Origin of the sequence: Ornithinimicrobium ciconiae (genome assembly GCF_007197575.1) — a bacterium.
Lineage (GTDB): Bacteria > Actinomycetota > Actinomycetes > Actinomycetales > Dermatophilaceae > Ornithinicoccus > Ornithinicoccus ciconiae.
Map to the genome: position 1 here is coordinate 1,115,255 of NZ_CP041616.1, position 17,047 is coordinate 1,132,301.

28 protein-coding genes are annotated in these 17,047 nt (G+C 66.7%); 27 read left to right on the forward strand and 1 reads right to left on the reverse strand.

All coding sequences use genetic code 11. The features are described from left to right. The first annotated feature begins 43 nt into the window (after positions 1-43). Positions 44-1,240, forward strand: coding sequence for an elongation factor Tu (gene tuf, locus FNH13_RS05060; RefSeq protein ID WP_143782469.1), 1,197 nt, complete (start codon positions 44-46; stop codon positions 1,238-1,240). A gap of 346 nt (positions 1,241-1,586) precedes the next feature. On the opposite strand, the gene FNH13_RS05065 is transcribed toward tuf, so the two are convergent. Next, entirely contained in the window at positions 1,587-2,150 is a 564-nt protein-coding gene (locus FNH13_RS05065) for a DUF2599 domain-containing protein (protein ID WP_143782470.1), read from the reverse strand. Between the two features lie 219 nt (positions 2,151-2,369). On the opposite strand from FNH13_RS05065, the gene FNH13_RS05070 reads away from it, so the two are divergent. From FNH13_RS05070 to infA, 26 genes are all read left to right on the forward strand, one after another. Continuing rightward, positions 2,370-2,939 (forward strand): YceI family protein, encoded by a 570-nt coding sequence (locus tag FNH13_RS05070; protein WP_143782471.1) that lies wholly within the window; start codon positions 2,370-2,372, stop codon positions 2,937-2,939. Between the two features lie 533 nt (positions 2,940-3,472). Continuing rightward, on the forward strand, positions 3,473-3,781 hold the full coding sequence (gene rpsJ / locus FNH13_RS05075) for a 30S ribosomal protein S10 (RefSeq protein ID WP_006946210.1): 309 nt from the start codon (positions 3,473-3,475) through the stop codon (positions 3,779-3,781). A gap of 10 nt (positions 3,782-3,791) precedes the next feature. Next, positions 3,792-4,448 (forward strand): 50S ribosomal protein L3, encoded by a 657-nt coding sequence (gene rplC / locus FNH13_RS05080; RefSeq protein WP_143782472.1) that lies wholly within the window; start codon positions 3,792-3,794, stop codon positions 4,446-4,448. Between the two features lie 4 nt (positions 4,449-4,452). After that, positions 4,453-5,460, forward strand: a complete 1,008-nt coding sequence (gene rplD / locus FNH13_RS05085) for a 50S ribosomal protein L4, sunset domain variant (protein WP_143782473.1) — start codon at positions 4,453-4,455, stop codon at positions 5,458-5,460. Next, positions 5,457-5,762 carry a 50S ribosomal protein L23 gene (gene rplW, locus FNH13_RS05090; protein WP_143782474.1) on the forward strand — a complete coding sequence of 102 codons (306 nt, stop codon included), beginning with the start codon at positions 5,457-5,459 and terminating at the stop codon, positions 5,760-5,762. The genes rplD and rplW overlap by 4 nt, the downstream gene beginning before the upstream one ends. Positions 5,763-5,798: 36 nt before the next feature. Further along, positions 5,799-6,635, forward strand: a complete 837-nt coding sequence (gene rplB, locus FNH13_RS05095) for a 50S ribosomal protein L2 (RefSeq protein WP_143782475.1) — start codon at positions 5,799-5,801, stop codon at positions 6,633-6,635. Between the two features lie 19 nt (positions 6,636-6,654). Beyond that, on the forward strand, positions 6,655-6,936 hold the full coding sequence (gene rpsS / locus FNH13_RS05100; RefSeq protein ID WP_143782476.1) for a 30S ribosomal protein S19: 282 nt from the start codon (positions 6,655-6,657) through the stop codon (positions 6,934-6,936). Positions 6,937-6,962: 26 nt separating this feature from the next. Beyond that, the gene (gene rplV / locus FNH13_RS05105) at positions 6,963-7,325 is read left to right on the forward strand and encodes a 50S ribosomal protein L22 (RefSeq protein WP_143784943.1); all 363 of its coding nucleotides are present in this window, start codon (positions 6,963-6,965) and stop codon (positions 7,323-7,325) included. Beyond that, on the forward strand, positions 7,325-8,191 hold the full coding sequence (rpsC, locus tag FNH13_RS05110; protein ID WP_143782477.1) for a 30S ribosomal protein S3: 867 nt from the start codon (positions 7,325-7,327) through the stop codon (positions 8,189-8,191). The genes rplV and rpsC overlap by 1 nt, the downstream gene beginning before the upstream one ends. Beyond that, a complete protein-coding gene (gene rplP / locus FNH13_RS05115; protein WP_143782478.1) occupies positions 8,191-8,610 on the forward strand; it encodes a 50S ribosomal protein L16 in 420 nt (139 codons plus the stop codon). Before rpsC ends, rplP begins: the two co-directional genes overlap by 1 nt. Further along, positions 8,610-8,879 (forward strand): 50S ribosomal protein L29, encoded by a 270-nt coding sequence (rpmC, locus tag FNH13_RS05120; RefSeq protein WP_143782479.1) that lies wholly within the window; start codon positions 8,610-8,612, stop codon positions 8,877-8,879. Before rplP ends, rpmC begins: the two co-directional genes overlap by 1 nt. Positions 8,880-8,881: 2 nt before the next feature. Next, the gene (gene rpsQ / locus FNH13_RS05125; protein ID WP_143782480.1) at positions 8,882-9,187 is read left to right on the forward strand and encodes a 30S ribosomal protein S17; all 306 of its coding nucleotides are present in this window, start codon (positions 8,882-8,884) and stop codon (positions 9,185-9,187) included. A 114-nt stretch (positions 9,188-9,301) separates the two neighbouring features. Continuing rightward, a complete protein-coding gene (rplN, locus tag FNH13_RS05130; RefSeq protein WP_143782481.1) occupies positions 9,302-9,670 on the forward strand; it encodes a 50S ribosomal protein L14 in 369 nt (122 codons plus the stop codon). Between the two features lie 3 nt (positions 9,671-9,673). Further along, a complete protein-coding gene (rplX, locus tag FNH13_RS05135; RefSeq protein WP_143782482.1) occupies positions 9,674-10,036 on the forward strand; it encodes a 50S ribosomal protein L24 in 363 nt (120 codons plus the stop codon). Continuing rightward, positions 10,036-10,626, forward strand: a complete 591-nt coding sequence (gene rplE, locus FNH13_RS05140) for a 50S ribosomal protein L5 (RefSeq protein ID WP_143782483.1) — start codon at positions 10,036-10,038, stop codon at positions 10,624-10,626. Before rplX ends, rplE begins: the two co-directional genes overlap by 1 nt. A gap of 3 nt (positions 10,627-10,629) precedes the next feature. Beyond that, a complete protein-coding gene (locus FNH13_RS05145; RefSeq protein WP_143782484.1) occupies positions 10,630-10,815 on the forward strand; it encodes a type Z 30S ribosomal protein S14 in 186 nt (61 codons plus the stop codon). Between the two features lie 94 nt (positions 10,816-10,909). Further along, positions 10,910-11,308, forward strand: coding sequence for a 30S ribosomal protein S8 (gene rpsH / locus FNH13_RS05150; protein ID WP_143782485.1), 399 nt, complete (start codon positions 10,910-10,912; stop codon positions 11,306-11,308). Positions 11,309-11,325: 17 nt separating this feature from the next. Beyond that, positions 11,326-11,865 (forward strand): 50S ribosomal protein L6, encoded by a 540-nt coding sequence (gene rplF, locus FNH13_RS05155; protein ID WP_143782486.1) that lies wholly within the window; start codon positions 11,326-11,328, stop codon positions 11,863-11,865. Between the two features lie 3 nt (positions 11,866-11,868). After that, a complete protein-coding gene (gene rplR, locus FNH13_RS05160) occupies positions 11,869-12,243 on the forward strand; it encodes a 50S ribosomal protein L18 (protein WP_143782487.1) in 375 nt (124 codons plus the stop codon). Positions 12,244-12,277: 34 nt separating this feature from the next. Next, a complete protein-coding gene (rpsE, locus tag FNH13_RS05165) occupies positions 12,278-12,925 on the forward strand; it encodes a 30S ribosomal protein S5 (protein WP_143782488.1) in 648 nt (215 codons plus the stop codon). Continuing rightward, positions 12,925-13,107, forward strand: coding sequence for a 50S ribosomal protein L30 (gene rpmD / locus FNH13_RS05170; RefSeq protein WP_143782489.1), 183 nt, complete (start codon positions 12,925-12,927; stop codon positions 13,105-13,107). Before rpsE ends, rpmD begins: the two co-directional genes overlap by 1 nt. Positions 13,108-13,109: 2 nt before the next feature. Beyond that, positions 13,110-13,586: a 50S ribosomal protein L15 gene (gene rplO, locus FNH13_RS05175; protein ID WP_143782490.1), complete on the forward strand. Its 477-nt coding sequence runs from the start codon at positions 13,110-13,112 to the stop codon at positions 13,584-13,586. A gap of 172 nt (positions 13,587-13,758) precedes the next feature. Then, complete coding sequence (gene secY / locus FNH13_RS05180; RefSeq protein WP_143782491.1) at positions 13,759-15,084, forward strand: preprotein translocase subunit SecY; 1,326 nt, start codon at positions 13,759-13,761, stop codon at positions 15,082-15,084. Beyond that, the gene (locus tag FNH13_RS05185) at positions 15,084-15,677 is read left to right on the forward strand and encodes an adenylate kinase (protein ID WP_143782492.1); all 594 of its coding nucleotides are present in this window, start codon (positions 15,084-15,086) and stop codon (positions 15,675-15,677) included. Before secY ends, FNH13_RS05185 begins: the two co-directional genes overlap by 1 nt. Positions 15,678-15,696: 19 nt before the next feature. Further along, positions 15,697-16,560 carry a type I methionyl aminopeptidase gene (map, locus tag FNH13_RS05190; RefSeq protein ID WP_143782493.1) on the forward strand — a complete coding sequence of 288 codons (864 nt, stop codon included), beginning with the start codon at positions 15,697-15,699 and terminating at the stop codon, positions 16,558-16,560. A 230-nt stretch (positions 16,561-16,790) separates the two neighbouring features. Then, the gene (infA, locus tag FNH13_RS05195) at positions 16,791-17,012 is read left to right on the forward strand and encodes a translation initiation factor IF-1 (RefSeq protein WP_143782494.1); all 222 of its coding nucleotides are present in this window, start codon (positions 16,791-16,793) and stop codon (positions 17,010-17,012) included. Positions 17,013-17,047 lie beyond the last annotated feature (35 nt).

Below are 17,047 nucleotides of genomic sequence, written 5' to 3' on the forward strand. Positions count from 1 at the left end.
GATCGATTGGCGATGACACAACACAGTCCTGAGGAGGACCCAAGTGGCTAAGGCCAAGTTCGAGCGGACCAAGCCGCACGTCAACATCGGCACGATCGGGCACATCGACCATGGCAAGACGACGCTGACGGCTGCCATCTCCAAGGTCCTGCACGACAAGTACCCGGAGCTGAACGAGGCGTCGGCATTCGACACCATCGACAAGGCGCCCGAGGAGAAGCAGCGCGGCATCACGATCTCGATCTCCCACATCGAGTATCAGACGGAGAAGCGCCACTACGCTCACGTCGACTGCCCGGGTCACGCTGACTATGTCAAGAACATGATCACCGGTGCTGCCCAGATGGACGGCGCGATCCTGGTCGTGGCGGCCACCGATGGCCCGATGCCGCAGACCAAGGAGCACGTCCTCCTGGCCCGCCAGGTCGGCGTTCCCTACATCGTCGTCGCGCTGAACAAGTCCGACATGGTCGACGACGAGGAGATCATGGAGCTCGTCGAGATGGAGGTCCGCGAGCTGCTGTCCTCCTACGAGTTCCCGGGTGACGACCTGCCGGTCGTCCAGGTCTCCGCGCTGAAGGCTCTCGAGGGCGACGCCGAGTGGGGCGACAAGCTCATGGACCTGATGAACGCGGTCGACGAGTCGATCCCGGAGCCGGAGCGCGACGTCGACAAGCCCTTCCTGATGCCCGTTGAGGACGTCTTCACGATCACCGGTCGTGGCACCGTCGTCACCGGTCGTATCGAGCGCGGCATCCTCAATGTCAACGAGGAGATCGAGATCGTTGGCATCCAGGAGGGCCCGCCGCAGAAGACCACCGTCACCGGCATCGAGATGTTCCGCAAGCTGCTCGACGAGGGTCGTGCTGGTGAGAACGTCGGCCTGCTGCTGCGTGGCACCAAGCGCGAGGACGTCGAGCGCGGGCAGGTCATCTGCAAGCCGGGTTCGATCACCCCGCACACCGAGTTCGAGGCCAACGTCTACATCCTGTCCAAGGACGAGGGTGGCCGTCACACGCCGTTCTACGACAACTACCGTCCGCAGTTCTACTTCCGGACCACGGACGTCACCGGTGTCGTGCACCTGCCCGAGGGCACCGAGATGGTCATGCCCGGTGACAACACCGAGATGCGCGTCGAGCTGATCCAGCCGATCGCCATGGAGGATGGCCTGAAGTTCGCGATCCGCGAGGGTGGCCGCACCGTCGGCGCCGGCCGCGTCACCAAGATCCTCAAGTGATCTGACGCCGGGCCGACGCACGTCGGCACCGGCACCAGCAGGGCCCGCAACCTCACTGAGGTTGCGGGCCCTGCTGCATGCGGGGGCTGCGGGTGCTTGTGCGGGGCCCTGCTCCGGCTGCATGCGGGGGGCTGCGGGTGCTTGTGCGGGGCCCTGCTCCGGCTGCATGTGCCGCGGGCCCCTGTTGCTGGTGGGCCGGCGGCCTGACCTCTTCTGGGGTGCAGAACCGGTCACCGGTGACCGCTTCTGCACCCCAGTAATGGCCGGGGGCCACGTCAGGTGTCCCCTGAGTCGCGCTCGCTTCTCACCCCTCGACGTATGCCGGCTGCAACGTTCCCCGGGCGGCTCACCCCAGGTCGGGGTCGGCGCCGCCGGGATTGCACCTGGTCGCGATCATCTCCCTGCCGTCGACGACCGGCCGCCACGGCTCCAGGTGCCACTCCTGCTTGCGCGGTGCGAATAGGACATGACAGGTGAACTGCTCGACCATGCCAGGGGTGTCGGCGTCCGGCTGGCGTTCGAGGACCTCCGCCCAGGCCAGGTCGTCCACCGCCGCGAGGGCGCAGTCGCGCAGGAGGTCGCTGGGCACGACCTCAAGCGAGGCCCGCTGGTCGATCTCGACCCATGCCACCTCGTCGATCAGCGCCCGCCCGCCCGCGCATACGCCCGTGCCGGCCTCAGTCGGAACGGCGGTGCGTGTGCCATCGTCTCCGGCGGACTTTGTGGTGGCTGTCCCCTCGGATCCACCGGCAGAGCCAGGGGAGTATGACGGGGAGCTGGGTGTCGACGTCAGTGCTCCGTCGGCGGGGGGCGCCGTGCTGCCCGTGGGATGCGCGGTGCTGCCGGCGGGGGAGTTGCTGCTGACAACGGGGGAGTCGCTGCCGACAGCGGGGGACTGCGGGGTCGTCATCACACCTGGATCAGCAGGGGGAGAGGTGGTGCCACAGGCGGCGGTGAGCGCCGCCATACTCGCAAGGAGGAGGGCGGTCGGTCCCCGCAGAATGTCCCGGAGCTGCACAGGACGACCTTAAGCACCGGCGAGGCAATTCACCGCAAGAGTGCAGATCAGGGTAGCGTCTGAGCGAGTGTCCTCCCGATGAGACCGTTGGGACTGAGCAAAAGGAGACCCATGGCGGACCTAGATGCCTCGATGAGTGGTCAGTGGCGTTTTGACCCCGAGCACACCCGGGTTGGCTTCTCGGCCAAGCACGCGATGATCACGACCGTCCGCGGCGCCTTCAACGACGTCGAGGGCATCATCGAGCTCGACGCGGACAACCTCAGCAATTCCACGGTCTCGGTCAGGCTGCAGTCAGCCAGTGTCGACACCCGCAACGACAAGCGCGACGAGCACCTGCGCAGCCCCGACTTCTTCGACGTGGAGAACCACCCCGAGATTGTCTTCACCAGCAGCACCATCGACGAGGTGGAGGAAGGCAACTTCATGGTGGTCGGGGATCTGACGATCCGCGACACGACCAAGCAGGTGGCCATCCCGATCGAGCTGCTGGGCGTCGAGCGCGACCCGATGGGCAACCTGCGGGCCGGTTTCGAGGCCACCCGTCGACTCAACCGTCGTGACTACGGACTCGAGTGGAACCTGCCGATGGACCGGGGCGGAGTCCTGGTGTCTGAGAAGGTCACCCTGGAGTTTGAGATCTCCGCGATCAAGGTCGAGGGCGAGCAGCCCGGCGCCTGAGCGCAGACCCAGATGGCCCCGCCCGCCCGGGCGGGGCCATCTGTGTGGGCAGAAGGGTGCGCATGCCTCCCATGCCCGAAGGGGGAGGTGCGCAGGCGGCCCGTGCGCGCACGCGGAGGCGCGCACGCGGAGGCGGGCCCGTGCGCCAGAGGGAGGTAGCATGCGGCTGTGCCCCAGAAGGGGTGCACAGGCGGCTGTGCGTGCCCAGCAGGGCCGGGCCGGGGCGGTCTGACCGCCTCGATTTGGGCGAGGGCGCCCCGCCGTGGCACACTAGGCAGGTTGCTTGACGCACGGTGTTGACCCATGTTGGTGCCGTCAGCCATCCAGCACGCTCAGAAGCGCTCCAGTGTCGGAGTGTGGGGGCGGGCGGAGGCAGCTCAAGCCCCGGCCAGGCCGGGCTCCGAACACACACCATCAGAAGAGATTTCTTTCCTCTGGTGCCTGGCGGCAGGGCGACACGCCCGACCGCGGGGGTCGGAGACCACCTGGACGGCCGATAGCCAGTAGTACGACGAGAGAGAGTCAGACAAGCGATGGCGGGACAGAAGATCCGCATCCGGCTGAAGTCCTATGACCACGAGGTCATCGACAGCTCGGCGCGCAAAATTGTCGACACGGTGACCCGTGCCGGCGCGACAGTGGTCGGCCCGGTGCCGTTGCCGACGGAGAAGAATGTCTTCTGCGTCATCAGGTCGCCCCACAAGTACAAGGACAGCCGCGAGCACTTTGAGATGCGCACGCACAAGCGTCTGATCGACATCGTCGACCCGACGCCGAAGGCCGTTGACTCGCTCATGCGACTCGACCTGCCGGCTGACGTCAACATCGAAATCAAGCTGTAAGGGCTCCACCATGACTGCTACTACCGAACGCGCCGTCAAGGGCGTCCTCGGCGAGAAGCTCGGCATGACCCAGGTTTGGGATGCCGACAACCGCCTGGTGCCCGTGACCGTGATCAAGGCCGGCCCCTGCGTCGTGACGCAGGTGCGCAAGGCCGAGACCGACGGCTACAACGCGATCCAGATCGCCTTCGGGGCTATTGACCCCCGCAAGGTCAACCAGCCGACCAAAGGCCACTTCGAGAAGGCCGGGGTCACCCCGCGCCGCTATGTCGCCGAGCTTCGCACCAGCGATGCCGCCGACTACGAGATTGGCCAGGAGTTCACCGCCGAGACCTTCGAGTCCGGTCAGACTGTGGACATCACCGGCAAGACCAAGGGCAAGGGCTTTGCCGGTGTCATGAAGCGTCACGGCTTCTCCGGTGTGGGCGCCTCCCACGGTGCGCACCGCAACCACCGCAAGCCCGGTTCCATCGGTGGCGCGTCCACTCCGGGTCGCGTCTTCCGCGGCCAGAAGATGGCCGGCCGCATGGGTGGCGAGCGCCAGACCACGCAGAACCTCACCGTCCACGCTGTCGACGCCGACCGCGGCCTGTTGCTGATCAAGGGCGCCGTCCCGGGTCCGCGCGGCAGCGTCGTCCTCGTCCGCACCGCAGCCAAGGGGGCCTGACGCGATGACGACCATCACGATCACCAAGCCGACCGGTGGCGACGCCGGCACGGTTGAGCTGCCCGCCGAGATCTTCGACGTGCAGACCAACGTGCCGCTGATCCACCAGGTTGTCGTGGCCCAGCTGGCCGCGGCCCGCCAGGGCACGCACGCCACCAAGACCCGCGGCGAGGTCCGCGGCGGTGGCCGCAAGCCCTACCGTCAGAAGGGCACCGGCCGCGCCCGTCAGGGTTCGATCCGTGCGCCGCAGTTTGCCGGTGGTGGCGTTGTCCACGGCCCGCAGCCGCGGGACTACAGCCAGCGCACCCCCAAGAAGATGAAGGCTGCTGCCCTGCGCGGCGCACTCTCTGACCGGGCCCGCCACGGCCGCATCCACTGCCTCAGCGCGGTCGTCGAGGGGGAAGCCCCCTCCACGAAGACCGCCTGGGCGGCGCTGACCGGCCTCACCGAGCGTCCCAACCTGCTCGTGGTGCTGGACCGCAGCGACGAGGTCGCACTGAAGAGCCTGCGCAACCTGGCCGACGTGCACGTCCTGTTCGTCGACCAGCTGAACACGTATGACGTGCTGTGCGCCGACGACATCGTCTTCACCCAGACGGCACTCACCTCCCTCATCGAGGGCCGCAAGTCCGTGGCAACCGAGGTTGCTGCACCGGCCGTCGAGGCCACGCCGGCTGCCGAGGTCGAGGCTCCGGTCGTCGAGGACGCTCCGGTCGTCGAGGAGGCCCCGGCCACCGAGGCTGCCACGCTGGTCGACGGTGGCTTCGGCCCCGACTCAGCCGGCGCGATCGAGGACGGGTCGGCCCCCGAGGGGTTCACCGTCAAGGGCAACAAGGACTCCATGAAGTACCACGTCGAGGGCTCCCGCTGGTATGACCAGACGGTCGCCGAGGTGTGGTTCCGCACGGCTGAGGCCGCCGCGACTGCTGGCTTCGAGCCGGCCGGTGGCGCTGCCGCGCAGTCCGCCGACACCGGCCTGGAGCTGGGCACCGATGAGGAGGGCACCAAGTGAGCACCGCACTCGAGGCCAACAAGGACCCGCGCGAGATCCTGATCTCCCCGGTCGTCTCTGAGAAGGCCTACACGCTCCTGGACCAGGGCAAGTACACCTTTGTGGTGGACCCCCGGGCCAACAAGTCCGAGATCAAGCGGGCCGTGGAGTCCGTCTTCGGCGTCAAGGTCGAGTCGGTCCACACGCTGAACCGCGTCGGCAAGACCCGTCGCACCCGGTTCGGCCTGGGCAAGCGCAAGGACACCAAGCGGGCGATCGTCACGCTTCGCGAAGGCACCATCGACATCTTCGGCACGCTCTGAGCCGGTTGTCGAGACGAGACGAGGACTTCTTAAATCATGGCTATTCGTAAGTACAAGCCGACAACGCCGGGCCGTCGTGGCTCCAGCGTCGCCGACTTCGTCGAGGTGACCCGCTCCACTCCGGAGAAGTCGCTGGTCCGTCCGCTGACTAAGTCTGGCGGACGCAACAACTCTGGCCGCATCACCACCCGCCACATCGGTGGCGGCCACAAGCGTGCCTACCGCGTGATCGACTTCCGTCGCCACGACAAGGACGGCATCCCCGCAAAGGTCGCGCACATCGAGTACGACCCGAACCGCACCGCGCGCATCGCGCTGCTGCACTACGCGGACGGCGAGAAGCGCTACATCATCGCGCCGAACAAGCTCCGCCAGGGCGACGCGATCGAGCAGGGCCCGTCGGCTGACATCAAGCCGGGCAACAGCCTGCCGCTGCGCAACATCCCGGTCGGTACGGTCATCCACGCCATCGAGCTCAAGCCCGGTGGCGGGGCCAAGATCGCCCGCTCGGCCGGCACCCGCGTGCAGCTCGTCGCCAAGGAAGGCGCCTACGCCCAGCTGCGTATGCCGTCCGGCGAGATCCGCAACGTGGACGCCCGCTGCCGCGCCTCCATCGGCGAGGTCGGCAATGCCGAGCAGAGCAATATCAACTGGGGTAAGGCCGGCCGCATGCGGTGGAAGGGCAAGCGCCCCTCCGTCCGTGGTGTCGTGATGAACCCCATCGACCACCCGCACGGTGGTGGAGAGGGCAAGACCTCCGGTGGTCGCCACCCGGTCAGCCCGTGGGGTCAGCCTGAGGGCCGCACCCGCCGTCCGAACAAGCCCAGCGACAAGCTCATCGTTCGTCGCCGCCGCACCGGCAAGAAGCGCTGAGTAGGGAGCAACCGAACACATGCCTCGTAGTCTGAAGAAGGGCCCCTTCGTCGACGACCACCTCGTCAAGAAGGTGGACGCCCAGAACGAAGCCGGCACCAAGACCGTGATCAAGACCTGGTCCCGCCGGTCGATGATCACCCCCGACATGCTCGGCCACACGCTGGCCGTGCACGACGGCCGCAAGCACATCCCGGTCTTCGTGACCGAGTCGATGGTCGGCCACAAGCTCGGTGAGTTCGCTCCGACCCGCACGTTCAAGGGTCACGAGAAGGACGACAAGAAGGGCCGCCGTCGATGAGCACCAACACCACTGAGGGAACCACCATGGAAGCCAGGGCACAGGCGCGCTTCGTGCGCATCACCCCGCAGAAGGCTCGCCGTGTCGTCAACATGATCCGTGGCAAGTCGACCGACGAGGCGATCGCCATCCTGCGGTTCTCTCCGCAGGGCGCGAGCGAGCAGGTGCTGAAGGTGCTGAACAGCGCCGTCGCCAACGCTCGGTATGCCGCAGAGCAGGTCGGCGCGCCGTTCGACGAGCACCAGTTCGTCGTCACCGCCGCCTACGTCGACGAGGGACCGACCATGAAGCGGTTCCGTCCGCGCGCCCAGGGGCGCGCCAGCCGCATCCTCAAGCGCACCAGCCACATCACCGTGCTGGTGGGCGAGAAGCAGGGAGGTGCCCGCTAATGGGGCAGAAGATCAACCCGAACGGCTATCGCCTGGGTATCACTACGGACCACCGCAGCCGCTGGTTCGCCGACTCGACCAAGCCGGGTCAGCGTTACCGCGACTACGTCAAGGAAGACGTCGCCATCCGCAACTTGATGTCGACCGGCATGGACCGGGCCGGCATCAGCAAGGTCGAGATCGAGCGCACTCGTGACCGTGTCCGCGTGGACATCCACACGGCACGTCCGGGCATCGTCATCGGCCGTCGCGGCGCCGAGGCCGACCGCATCCGCGGCGAGCTCGAGAAGCTCACCGGCAAGCAGGTCCAGCTCAACATCCTCGAGGTCAAGAACCCGGAGGTCGACGCCCAGCTCGTCGCCCAGGGCATCGCCGAGCAGCTCGCTGCCCGGGTGACTTTCCGTCGCGCCATGCGCAAGGGCATGCAGTCCGCCCTGCGCGCTGGTGCCAAGGGCATCCGGATCCAGTGCTCGGGTCGTCTCGGCGGCGCTGAGATGTCTCGCTCCGAGTTCTACCGCGAGGGCCGCGTCCCGCTGCACACGCTGCGCGCGAACATCGACTACGGCTTCTACGAGGCCCGCACGACGTTCGGTCGCATCGGTGTGAAGGTCTGGATCTACAAGGGTGACCTGACGGCCAAGGAGCTTGCTCGCGAGCAGGCTGCTGCCCCGCCGTCGCGTGGCCCGCGTCGTGACGACCGCGGCCCCCGCCGTGACGACCGTGGCCCCCGTCGCGATGACCGCGCCGGTCGCGGTCCCCGTCGTGACGCAGGCACCGAGGCCCCGGCCGCGGAGGCCGCCGCCGGTGCACCCGTCGAGGCTGCGGCCACCGACACCCCGGCACGCACTGAGGGAGAGCAGTCCTGATGTTGATTCCACGTCGAGTCAAGCACCGCAAGCAGCACCACCCCGGTCGGAGTGGCGCTGCCAAGGGCGGCACCACGATCGCGTTCGGCGACTACGGCATCCAGGCCCTCGAGCCCGCCTACGTCACCAACCGTCAGATCGAGTCCGCTCGTATCGCAATGACCCGCTTCATCAAGCGTGGCGGAAAGGTCTGGATCAACATCTACCCGGACCGTCCGCTGACCAAGAAGCCGGCCGAGACCCGCATGGGTTCCGGTAAGGGCTCCCCGGAGTGGTGGGTCGCCAACGTCAAGCCCGGCCGTGTCATGTTCGAGCTCTCCGGTGTGTCCGAAGAGGTCGCCCGTGAGGCGATGCGCCTGGCAATGCACAAGCTGCCGATGAAGTGCCGCTTCGTCGCGCGTGAGGGTGGTGACATCTGATGGCGGTCGGAAGCAAGGACCTGACCCCAGAGCAGTTGCGCGGTCTGGACGACAGCGCACTCGCGGACGCCTTGTCGGTGTCCAAGAAGGAACTGTTCAACCTGCGATTCCAGTCGGCCACCGGCCAGCTGGAGAGCCACGGTCGACTGCGCGCGGTCCGCAAGGACATCGCCCGCATCTACACCGAGATGAACGAGCGCAAGCTGGGCATCGGACGTGAGGCCGTCGAGGCCGAGTCCGAGGAGACCACGAAGGAGAAGGTGGGCTGACGATGAGCGAGAACACCGTCGAGAACCCGGTCACTGCGACCGAGACCGAGCCGTCGACCCGCAACGACCGCAAGACCCGCCAGGGCTACGTGGTCAGCGACAAGATGGACAAGACCGTCGTTGTCTCCGTCGAGGACCGTGTCAAGCACGCCCTCTACGGCAAGGTCATGCGCAAGAACAGCAAGGTGAAGGCGCACGACGAGGAGAACGCCGCCGGCATCGGTGACCGCGTCCTCATCATGGAGACCCGCCCGCTGTCCGCGACCAAGCGGTGGCGCGTCGTGGAGATCCTCGAGAAGGCCAAGTAAGAAAACCCCACGGGGCCCCGGCCCTGTGGACCGTAAGACCATTCATCCACAACGTTCGGCAAGGCTCACCCGGAGTCCCGGGGAGAGAACCGGCTCGACGACAGGAGTTTGACAGTGATCCAGCAGGAGTCGCGACTGCGTGTCGCGGACAACACCGGTGCGAAGGAGATCCTCTGCATCCGCGTGCTCGGTGGCTCCGGCCGCCGCTATGCGGGCGTCGGGGACACCATCGTGGCCGCGGTCAAGGACGCCATCCCCGGTGGAAACGTGAAGAAGGGTGACGTCGTCAAGGCCGTCATCGTTCGCACCAAGAAGGAGCGTCGTCGTCCGGACGGCTCCTACATCAAGTTCGACGAGAACGCCGCCGTGATCCTAAAGACCGACGGCGACCCTCGTGGCACCCGCATCTTCGGTCCCGTGGGCCGTGAGCTGCGTGACAAGAAGTTCATGAAGATCGTGTCGCTGGCACCGGAGGTGATCTGAACCATGGCGAGGATTCGCATCAAGAAGAACGACCTGGTCCAGGTCATCAGCGGGCGCACCCAGGCCAAGGGCGGCGACCGTGGCAAGACGGGCCGCGTGATCGCGGTCTACCCGGAGACCAACCGCGTGCTCGTTGAGGGCATCAACCGCGTCACCAAGCACACCAAGGCCGGCGACAACCAGGGTGTCAACACCGGCGGCATCCAGGTCGTCGAGGCCCCGATCCACGTGAGCAACGTGGCCGTCGTGGACCCCGAGACCAAGAAGCCGACCCGGATCCGCGCCCGTGTCGACAGCGTCGAGCGCGACGGCCGCACCAAGCAGCAGCGCACCCGCGTGTCCGTGCGCTCGGGTAAGGACCTGTGATGACGACCGAGACCACCACTGAGACCGCTGCACCGGAGGAGCGCACCGCGCCCCGCCTCAAGCAGCGCTACCGCGACGAGGTCAAGCCGGCCCTCTTCTCAGAGTTCGGCTACGCCAACACCATGCAGGTGCCCGGGGTCGTCAAGATCACCGTGAACATGGGTGTCGGTGAGGCGGCCCGCGACAGCAAGCTGATCGAGGGTGCCATCAAGGACCTGGCCACCATCACCGGTCAGAAGCCGGCCGTGACCAAGGCCCGCAAGTCGATCGCGCAGTTCAAGCTGCGCGAGGGCATGCCGATCGGTGCGCACGTCACGCTGCGCGGCGACCGCATGTGGGAGTTCCTGGACCGTCTGCTGTCCCTGGCGCTGCCGCGTATCCGCGACTTCCGTGGCCTGTCCCCGAAGCAGTTCGATGGTCGGGGCAACTACACCTTCGGTCTGAACGAGCAGTCGATGTTCCACGAAATCGACCAGGACAAGATCGACCGCGTGCGTGGCATGGACATCACCGTGGTGACCAGTGCCCTCAACGACGACGAGGGCCGCGCCCTGCTGCGCGCGCTCGGCTTCCCCTTCAAGGAGAACTGACCCGTGGCGAAGACTGCACTAGTCAACAAGGCCAACCGCAAGCCCAAGTTCAAGGTCCGGGGCTACACCCGGTGCCAGCGCTGCGGCCGTCCTCACTCGGTGTACCGCAAGTTCGGCCTGTGCCGGATCTGCCTGCGCGAGATGGCGCACGCTGGCGAGCTGCCCGGCGTGACCAAGTCCAGCTGGTAATCCCGCACCCCATTCATCCACGCACTGCTACATCGCAGGTCGGTCGGCCCCACGTGGCCCGCTGAAACCGCGGTGAGGAAGGGCACGAAGCCCAATGACAATGACCGACCCGATCGCGGACATGCTGACCCGCATCCGAAACGCCAACTCGGCGCACAAGGACCAGGTGAGCATGCCGTTCTCCAAACTCAAGTCACACATCGCAGAGATCCTGCAGGCCGAGGGCTACATCGGCGGCTGGTCCGTCGAGGACGCCGAGGTGGGCAAGACCCTGCTGATCGACCTCAAGTACGGCCCGAACCGCGAGCGTTCCATCGCCGGGGTGCGCCGGGTGTCCAAGCCCGGTCTGCGGGTCTACGCCAAGTCCACCGGCATGCCGCGCGTGCTCGGCGGCCTCGGTGTGGCCATCATTTCCACCTCCTCCGGCCTGTTGACTGACCGGCAGGCGGCCCAGAAGGGTGTAGGTGGGGAAGTCCTCGCCTACGTCTGGTGAGAACGGAGGAATAAGACATGTCTCGTATTGGACGACTTCCGGTCACCGTGCCCTCTGGGGTTGAGGTGGCTGTCAACGGCAGCAATGTCACAGTGAAGGGCCCGAAGGGTCAGCTCGAGCACACCGTTGCCGAGCCGATCTCCGTGGCCGCCGGTGAGAGCGGTGCCCTCGAGGTGTCCCGCCCCAACGACGAGCGTGAGTCCCGTGCCCTGCACGGACTCACTCGCTCCCTGATCGCCAACATGGTCGAGGGCGTCACCAACGGCTACACCAAGAAGCTGGAGATCCACGGCACCGGCTACCGCGTCGTGGCCAAGGGAAGCGACCTGGAGTTCGCTCTGGGCTACTCCCACCCGATCCTGGTAAAGGCCCCGGAGGGAATCACCTTCCAGGTCGAGAACCCCACCCGGTTCGCGGTGTCGGGCATCGACAAGCAGCAGGTCGGCGAGGTGGCTGCGAACATCCGCAAGCTGCGCAAGCCTGACCCCTACAAGGGCAAGGGTGTGCGCTACGAGGGTGAGCACATCCGCCGCAAGGTCGGAAAGGCTGGTAAGTAAGCCATGGCAATGATCATCAAGCGTGCCAAGGGCAAGAATGCCGCGCGCATTCGCCGGCACACCCGTTTGCGCAAGAAGGTCATGGGCACCGCATCGCGCCCCCGCCTGGTCGTGAACCGCTCCTCGCGCCACGTCTTCGTCCAGCTGGTTGACGACGACTCGAGCACCACGCTCGCGTCCGCGTCGACCATGGAGGCGGACCTGCGCGAGATGGAGGGCGACAAGACCGCCAAGGCCAAGCGCGTGGGCGAGTTGCTCGCCGAGCGCGCCAAGGCTGCCGGGGTCGAGACGGTCGTCTTCGACCGTGGAGGCAACCGCTACGCCGGTCGCGTCGCCGCGATCGCTGATGGCGCACGAGAGGGCGGTCTGTCCCTGTGACCGCGATGAACAGCAACGAGAAGAGGACCGTCTGATGGCCGACAACCAGCGCCGTGGGACCGGTGCCACCAGCGGCACCGACAACAGCTCGGACCGTCGCGGAGGACGCGGCGACCGCCGAGACAGCCGTGACCGCGACAACCGTCGCGGCGGGCGTGAGGACGAGCGCAACCAGTACATGGAGCGCGTCGTCACGATCAACCGGGTGGCCAAGGTCGTCAAGGGTGGTCGCCGCTTCAGCTTCACCGCGCTGGTCGTGGTGGGCGATGGCGACGGCACCGTGGGCGTCGGCTACGGCAAGGCCAAGGAGGTGCCCGCGGCTATCGCCAAGGGTGTCGAGGAGGCCAAGAAGAACTTCTTCCGCGTCCCCCGCATTGCCGGGACTATCCCGCACCCCGTCCAGGGTGAGACCGCTGCCGGTGTCGTGATGCTGCGCCCGGCCAGCCCGGGTACCGGTGTCATCGCCGGTGGTCCGGTGCGCGCCGTCCTGGAGTGCGCCGGCATCCACGACGTGCTCAGCAAGTCGCTGGGCTCGGACAACTCCATCAATGTCGTGCACGCTGCCGTGCAGGCGCTCAAGGAGCTTGAGCCCCCGGAGGCCGTCGCGGCGCGCCGCGGACTGCCCCTTGAGCACGTGGCCCCGGCAGCGATGCTCAAGGCTCGCGCAGAGGCAGGTGCCTGATGGCTTCGTTGAAGGTGACCCAGATCAAGTCCGAGATCGGTGGCAAGCACATGCATCGCGAGACCCTGCGTTCGCTGGGCCTCAAGCGCATCGGCCACACGGTCGTCAAGGAGGACCGCCCGGAGTTCCGGGGCATGGTCCGTGCGGTCGCCCACCTGGTGACCGTCGAGGAGGTTGACTGACGATGGCTGAGTCCGTCGAGAAGGGTGCCCCGAGCACCAGCGCACTGAAGGTGCACCACCTGCGCCCGGCCCCGGGCGCCAAGACCAAGAAGACCCGTGTGGGTCGCGGTGAGGCATCCAAGGGCAAGACCGCCGGTCGCGGCACCAAGGGCACCAAGGCGCGTTACCAGGTGCCCGAGGCCTTCGAGGGTGGGCAGACCCCGCTGCACATGCGGCTGCCCAAGCTGCGCGGTTTCAAGAACCGGTTCAAGACCACCTACCAGGTCGTCAATCTTGACAAGCTGTCCGAGCTCTACCCGCAGGGTGGCGCCGTGACCGTCGAGGACCTGGTCGCCAAGGGCGGGGTCCGCAAGGGCCACCCCGTCAAGGTCCTGGGCACGGGAGAGATCACCAGCGCCATCCAGGTGAGCGGAGTCCGCTTCTCCGCCAGCGCCAAGGAGAAGATCGAGGCCGCTGGCGGCTCGGTCACCGAGGCCTGAGATGCGCATGCGGCGCGCTGACCACGGTCGACGTGCCCTGAACCACGCGTCATGACGAAGCCCCGGAGTGCCCACGGCACCCGGGGCTTCGTCTGTCCCCATCCACGGGTGTTATCGTCACCCGGATACTGCTTGAGCCCGCCGCTGCGGGATCCTTGGGAGGAAAATCCTCGTGCTTTCCGCGTTCGTGCGAGCGTTCAAGACGCCTGATCTTCGCAAGAAGATCCTCTTCACGCTCGGCATCCTGGCGATTTTCCGCCTCGGTAGCCACATCCCCGCACCGGGCATCGACTACGGTCTGGTGCAGCGCTGCCAGGACATGGCCACCTCCACCAACGCCGCTCTGGGCATGGTGAACCTGTTCAGTGGCGGTGCGTTGCTGCAGCTGTCGATCTTCGCCCTCGGCGTGATGCCCTACATCACCGCGGCGATCATCGTCCAGCTGCTGACGGTGGTGATCCCGCGCTTCGAGGCCCTCAAGAAGGAGGGCCAGGCCGGGCAGACCAAGATGACGCAGTACACCCGCTATCTGACCATCGGTCTGGCGGTGCTGCAGTCCTCCACGCTGATCACCTTCGCGCGCAACCCCTCCACACTCTTTGGCGGCAGCTGCTCGACGGTCATGCCCGACGAGTCCGTCGGCGTCATCGTGCTCATGGTGCTGACCATGACCGCCGGCACCGGTCTGATCATGTGGCTGGGCGAGCAGATCACCGAGCGCGGCGTCGGCAACGGCATGTCCCTGCTGATCTTCACCGCCATCGCAGCGGGCTTCCCGAGCTCGCTGGCAGTCATCCAGCAGAAGTCCTGGAGCACCCTGGTCCTGGTGCTCGCCCTCGGCGTGGTGATCATGACGCTCGTCGTCTTCGTCGAGCAGTGCCAGCGCCGCATCCCGGTGCAGTACGCCAAGCGGATGATCGGACGTCGCCAGTACGGCGGCACCTCCACCTACATCCCGCTGAAGATGAACATGGCCAACGTCATCCCGATCATCTTCGCCAGCTCGATCCTGATGCTGCCGACGATGATCGGACAGTTCAACACCCCCAGCGACGGCTCGCCGGCCCCCGAGTGGGTGACCTGGGTCAACCGCTACCTGGGGATGGGCATCCAGGGCCAGGACACGCACTGGCTCTACATGCTCATCTACACCGTGATGATCATCTTCTTCGCGTTCTTCTACACCTCGGTCACGTTCAACCCCGACGATGTCTCGGACAACATGAAGAAGTACGGCGGCTTCATCCCGGGCATCCGCGCCGGACGTCCGACGGCCGAGTACCTCGCCTATGTCCTCAACCGGATCACCACCCCGGGTGCGATCTATCTGGCGATCCTCTCGCTGATCCCGCTGATCGCCTTCAACGTGTTGGGGACCAGCCAGGACTTCCCCTTTGGCGGAGCATCCATCATCATCATCGTGGGAGTCGGTCTGCAGACGGTCAAGCAGATCGAGTCCCAGCTCCAGCAGCACGACTATGAAGGGTTCCTCCGCTGATGCGCATGATCATCCTCGGCCCCCCCGGGGCAGGCAAGGGCACGCAGGCCACCCTGATCGCGGAGAACCGCGCCATCCCGGCGATCTCCACCGGTGACATCTTCCGTGCCAACATCAAGAACGAGACCGAGCTCGGCCTGCAGGTCAAGGAGATCCTCGCCTCGGGTGGTTACGTCACCGATGAGGTGACCAACGCCATCGTCCGGGACCGACTCACCAAGTCTGACGCGGCCGCGGGCTTCCTGCTGGACGGCTATCCCCGCACCGTGGGGCAGGTCGAGGCGCTGGACGAGATGCTCGCGGACCAGGGTGCCGCCCTGGACCTCGTGCTGGAGCTGGTCGTCCAGACCGACGAGGTCGTGGGACGCCTCCTCGCGCGGGCCCAGGAGCAGGGGCGCGCGGACGACACGGAAGAGGTGATCCGCGCCCGCATGGAGAAGTATGCCGAGGAGACCGCTCCGCTGGCTGCGATCTACCGGGACCGTGGGCTGCTGCGCCAGGTCGACGGCATGGGCTCGGTCAAGGAGGTCTCCGCGCGTGTCCAGGAGGCTCTGGATACCCGGCCCACCAACGGCAATCACAGCGCACTCTGAGTCAGGTCACCGACTCCTGATGTCGTTCCTGCGCCGCCCTAAGATCGAGGCCAAGACCACCGAGCAGATCCTGCTGATGCGCGAGGCCGGGTTGGTCGTCGGCAAGACCCTGCAACGTGTTCGGGAACGGGCAGTCCCCGGGATCACCACCGGTCAGCTCGACGCGCTTGCTGAGGAGCACATCCGCAGCCTCGACAGCGTCCCGTCCTTCAAGGGCTACCACGGCTTTCCCGGCTCCCTCTGCGTGAGCGTGAACGAAGAGGTCGTGCACGGCATACCGGGGGAGCGGGTGCTGCACGAGGGCGACCTGGTCTCCATCGACTGCGGAGCGATCTTCTCCGGGTGGCACGGTGACGCCGCGATCTCCCTGATCGTCGGGGGGCCCGAAGCGGGCAGCGCGCAGGACCGTGCCCTGGTCGAGGACACCGAGGCCGCCCTGTGGGCCGGCATCGCCGCCCTGCGCGTGGGTGGTCGGCTGTTCGACGTCGGCGACGCGGTGGAGGGCTCCGTCGAGGGCGCGCTAGAACGCCGCCGGATCGCTGGGCAGGACCTGTCCTACGGCATCCTCGAGGACTATGTCGGCCACGGCATCGGCACGGAGATGCATATGGACCCCAATGTCCCCAACTACGCCGTGTCCGGGAAGGGGCCCAACGTCCCCTCCGGTGCCACCCTGGCTATCGAGCCGATGATCACCCTCGGCACCATCGAGACCACGACGCTCGACGACGACTGGACCGTCATCACCAACGACCGCTCGCGGGCCGCGCACTGGGAGAACACCGTCGCGGTGACCGACGCCGGACTCTGGGTGCTGACCGCGCTCGACGGCGGTCAGGCCAAACTGGCCGAGCACGGCATCACGATCGCTCCGCTGGACTGATCCGGGCGGTGCCTGCCCCGCCCGGGTGTGCGCCTTCGTGCCGCCGGGCGGGTGCAGGGGGAGCGCGATTGGTGGTCCGGCCACCTCGTGGCGTAGACTTGACCCTCGGTTCACGTCTGGACTCCCTCAGGGGTGCCCAGGGGGCGAACCGAGTGTTGCAACCAACCTTGTGATCACACTCTCCCAGGTCAACCCTGGGCTGCGCGTGGTTGCTCAGAAATGTGGAGGACATGGCGAAGAAGGAAGGCGTCATTGAGATCGAGGGCAGCATTGTTGAGGCCCTCCCGAACGCGATGTTCCGAGTCGAGCTGACCAACGGTCACGTTGTGCTGGCTCACATCTCGGGCAAGATGCGTCAGCACTACATCCGGATCCTCCCCGAGGACCGGGTTGTCGTGGAGCTCAGCCCGTACGACCTGACCCGCGGACGCATCGTCTTCCGTTACCGCTGACCGGCGCGGGCCCTAGGCCCACACCAGCCAGCAAT

Excerpts from the sequence above, each read along its gene's own strand:
- rpsQ (WP_143782480.1), top strand. The coding sequence starts at position 8,882 with ATGAGCGAGAACACCGTCGAGAACCCGGTCACTGCGACCGAGACCGAG.
- rpsE (WP_143782488.1), top strand. The coding sequence starts at position 12,278 with ATGGCCGACAACCAGCGCCGTGGGACCGGTGCCACCAGCGGCACCGAC.
- rplB (WP_143782475.1), top strand. The coding sequence starts at position 5,799 with ATGGCTATTCGTAAGTACAAGCCGACAACGCCGGGCCGTCGTGGCTCC.
- FNH13_RS05185 (WP_143782492.1), top strand. The coding sequence starts at position 15,084 with ATGCGCATGATCATCCTCGGCCCCCCCGGGGCAGGCAAGGGCACGCAG.
- rpsC (WP_143782477.1), top strand. The coding sequence starts at position 7,325 with ATGGGGCAGAAGATCAACCCGAACGGCTATCGCCTGGGTATCACTACG.
- rplF (WP_143782486.1), top strand. The coding sequence starts at position 11,326 with ATGTCTCGTATTGGACGACTTCCGGTCACCGTGCCCTCTGGGGTTGAG.
- rplO (WP_143782490.1), top strand. The coding sequence starts at position 13,110 with ATGGCTGAGTCCGTCGAGAAGGGTGCCCCGAGCACCAGCGCACTGAAG.
- FNH13_RS05065 (WP_143782470.1), bottom strand. The coding sequence starts at position 2,150 with ATGACGACCCCGCAGTCCCCCGCTGTCGGCAGCGACTCCCCCGTTGTC.
- infA (WP_143782494.1), top strand. The coding sequence starts at position 16,791 with ATGGCGAAGAAGGAAGGCGTCATTGAGATCGAGGGCAGCATTGTTGAG.
- rpsH (WP_143782485.1), top strand. The coding sequence starts at position 10,910 with ATGACAATGACCGACCCGATCGCGGACATGCTGACCCGCATCCGAAAC.
- rplV (WP_143784943.1), top strand. The coding sequence starts at position 6,963 with ATGGAAGCCAGGGCACAGGCGCGCTTCGTGCGCATCACCCCGCAGAAG.
- rplP (WP_143782478.1), top strand. The coding sequence starts at position 8,191 with ATGTTGATTCCACGTCGAGTCAAGCACCGCAAGCAGCACCACCCCGGT.
- map (WP_143782493.1), top strand. The coding sequence starts at position 15,697 with ATGTCGTTCCTGCGCCGCCCTAAGATCGAGGCCAAGACCACCGAGCAG.
- rplD (WP_143782473.1), top strand. The coding sequence starts at position 4,453 with ATGACGACCATCACGATCACCAAGCCGACCGGTGGCGACGCCGGCACG.
- rpsJ (WP_006946210.1), top strand. The coding sequence starts at position 3,473 with ATGGCGGGACAGAAGATCCGCATCCGGCTGAAGTCCTATGACCACGAG.
- rpmD (WP_143782489.1), top strand. The coding sequence starts at position 12,925 with ATGGCTTCGTTGAAGGTGACCCAGATCAAGTCCGAGATCGGTGGCAAG.
- FNH13_RS05070 (WP_143782471.1), top strand. The coding sequence starts at position 2,370 with ATGGCGGACCTAGATGCCTCGATGAGTGGTCAGTGGCGTTTTGACCCC.
- rplE (WP_143782483.1), top strand. The coding sequence starts at position 10,036 with ATGACGACCGAGACCACCACTGAGACCGCTGCACCGGAGGAGCGCACC.
- rplX (WP_143782482.1), top strand. The coding sequence starts at position 9,674 with ATGGCGAGGATTCGCATCAAGAAGAACGACCTGGTCCAGGTCATCAGC.
- rpmC (WP_143782479.1), top strand. The coding sequence starts at position 8,610 with ATGGCGGTCGGAAGCAAGGACCTGACCCCAGAGCAGTTGCGCGGTCTG.
- rpsS (WP_143782476.1), top strand. The coding sequence starts at position 6,655 with ATGCCTCGTAGTCTGAAGAAGGGCCCCTTCGTCGACGACCACCTCGTC.
- rplR (WP_143782487.1), top strand. The coding sequence starts at position 11,869 with ATGGCAATGATCATCAAGCGTGCCAAGGGCAAGAATGCCGCGCGCATT.
- rplC (WP_143782472.1), top strand. The coding sequence starts at position 3,792 with ATGACTGCTACTACCGAACGCGCCGTCAAGGGCGTCCTCGGCGAGAAG.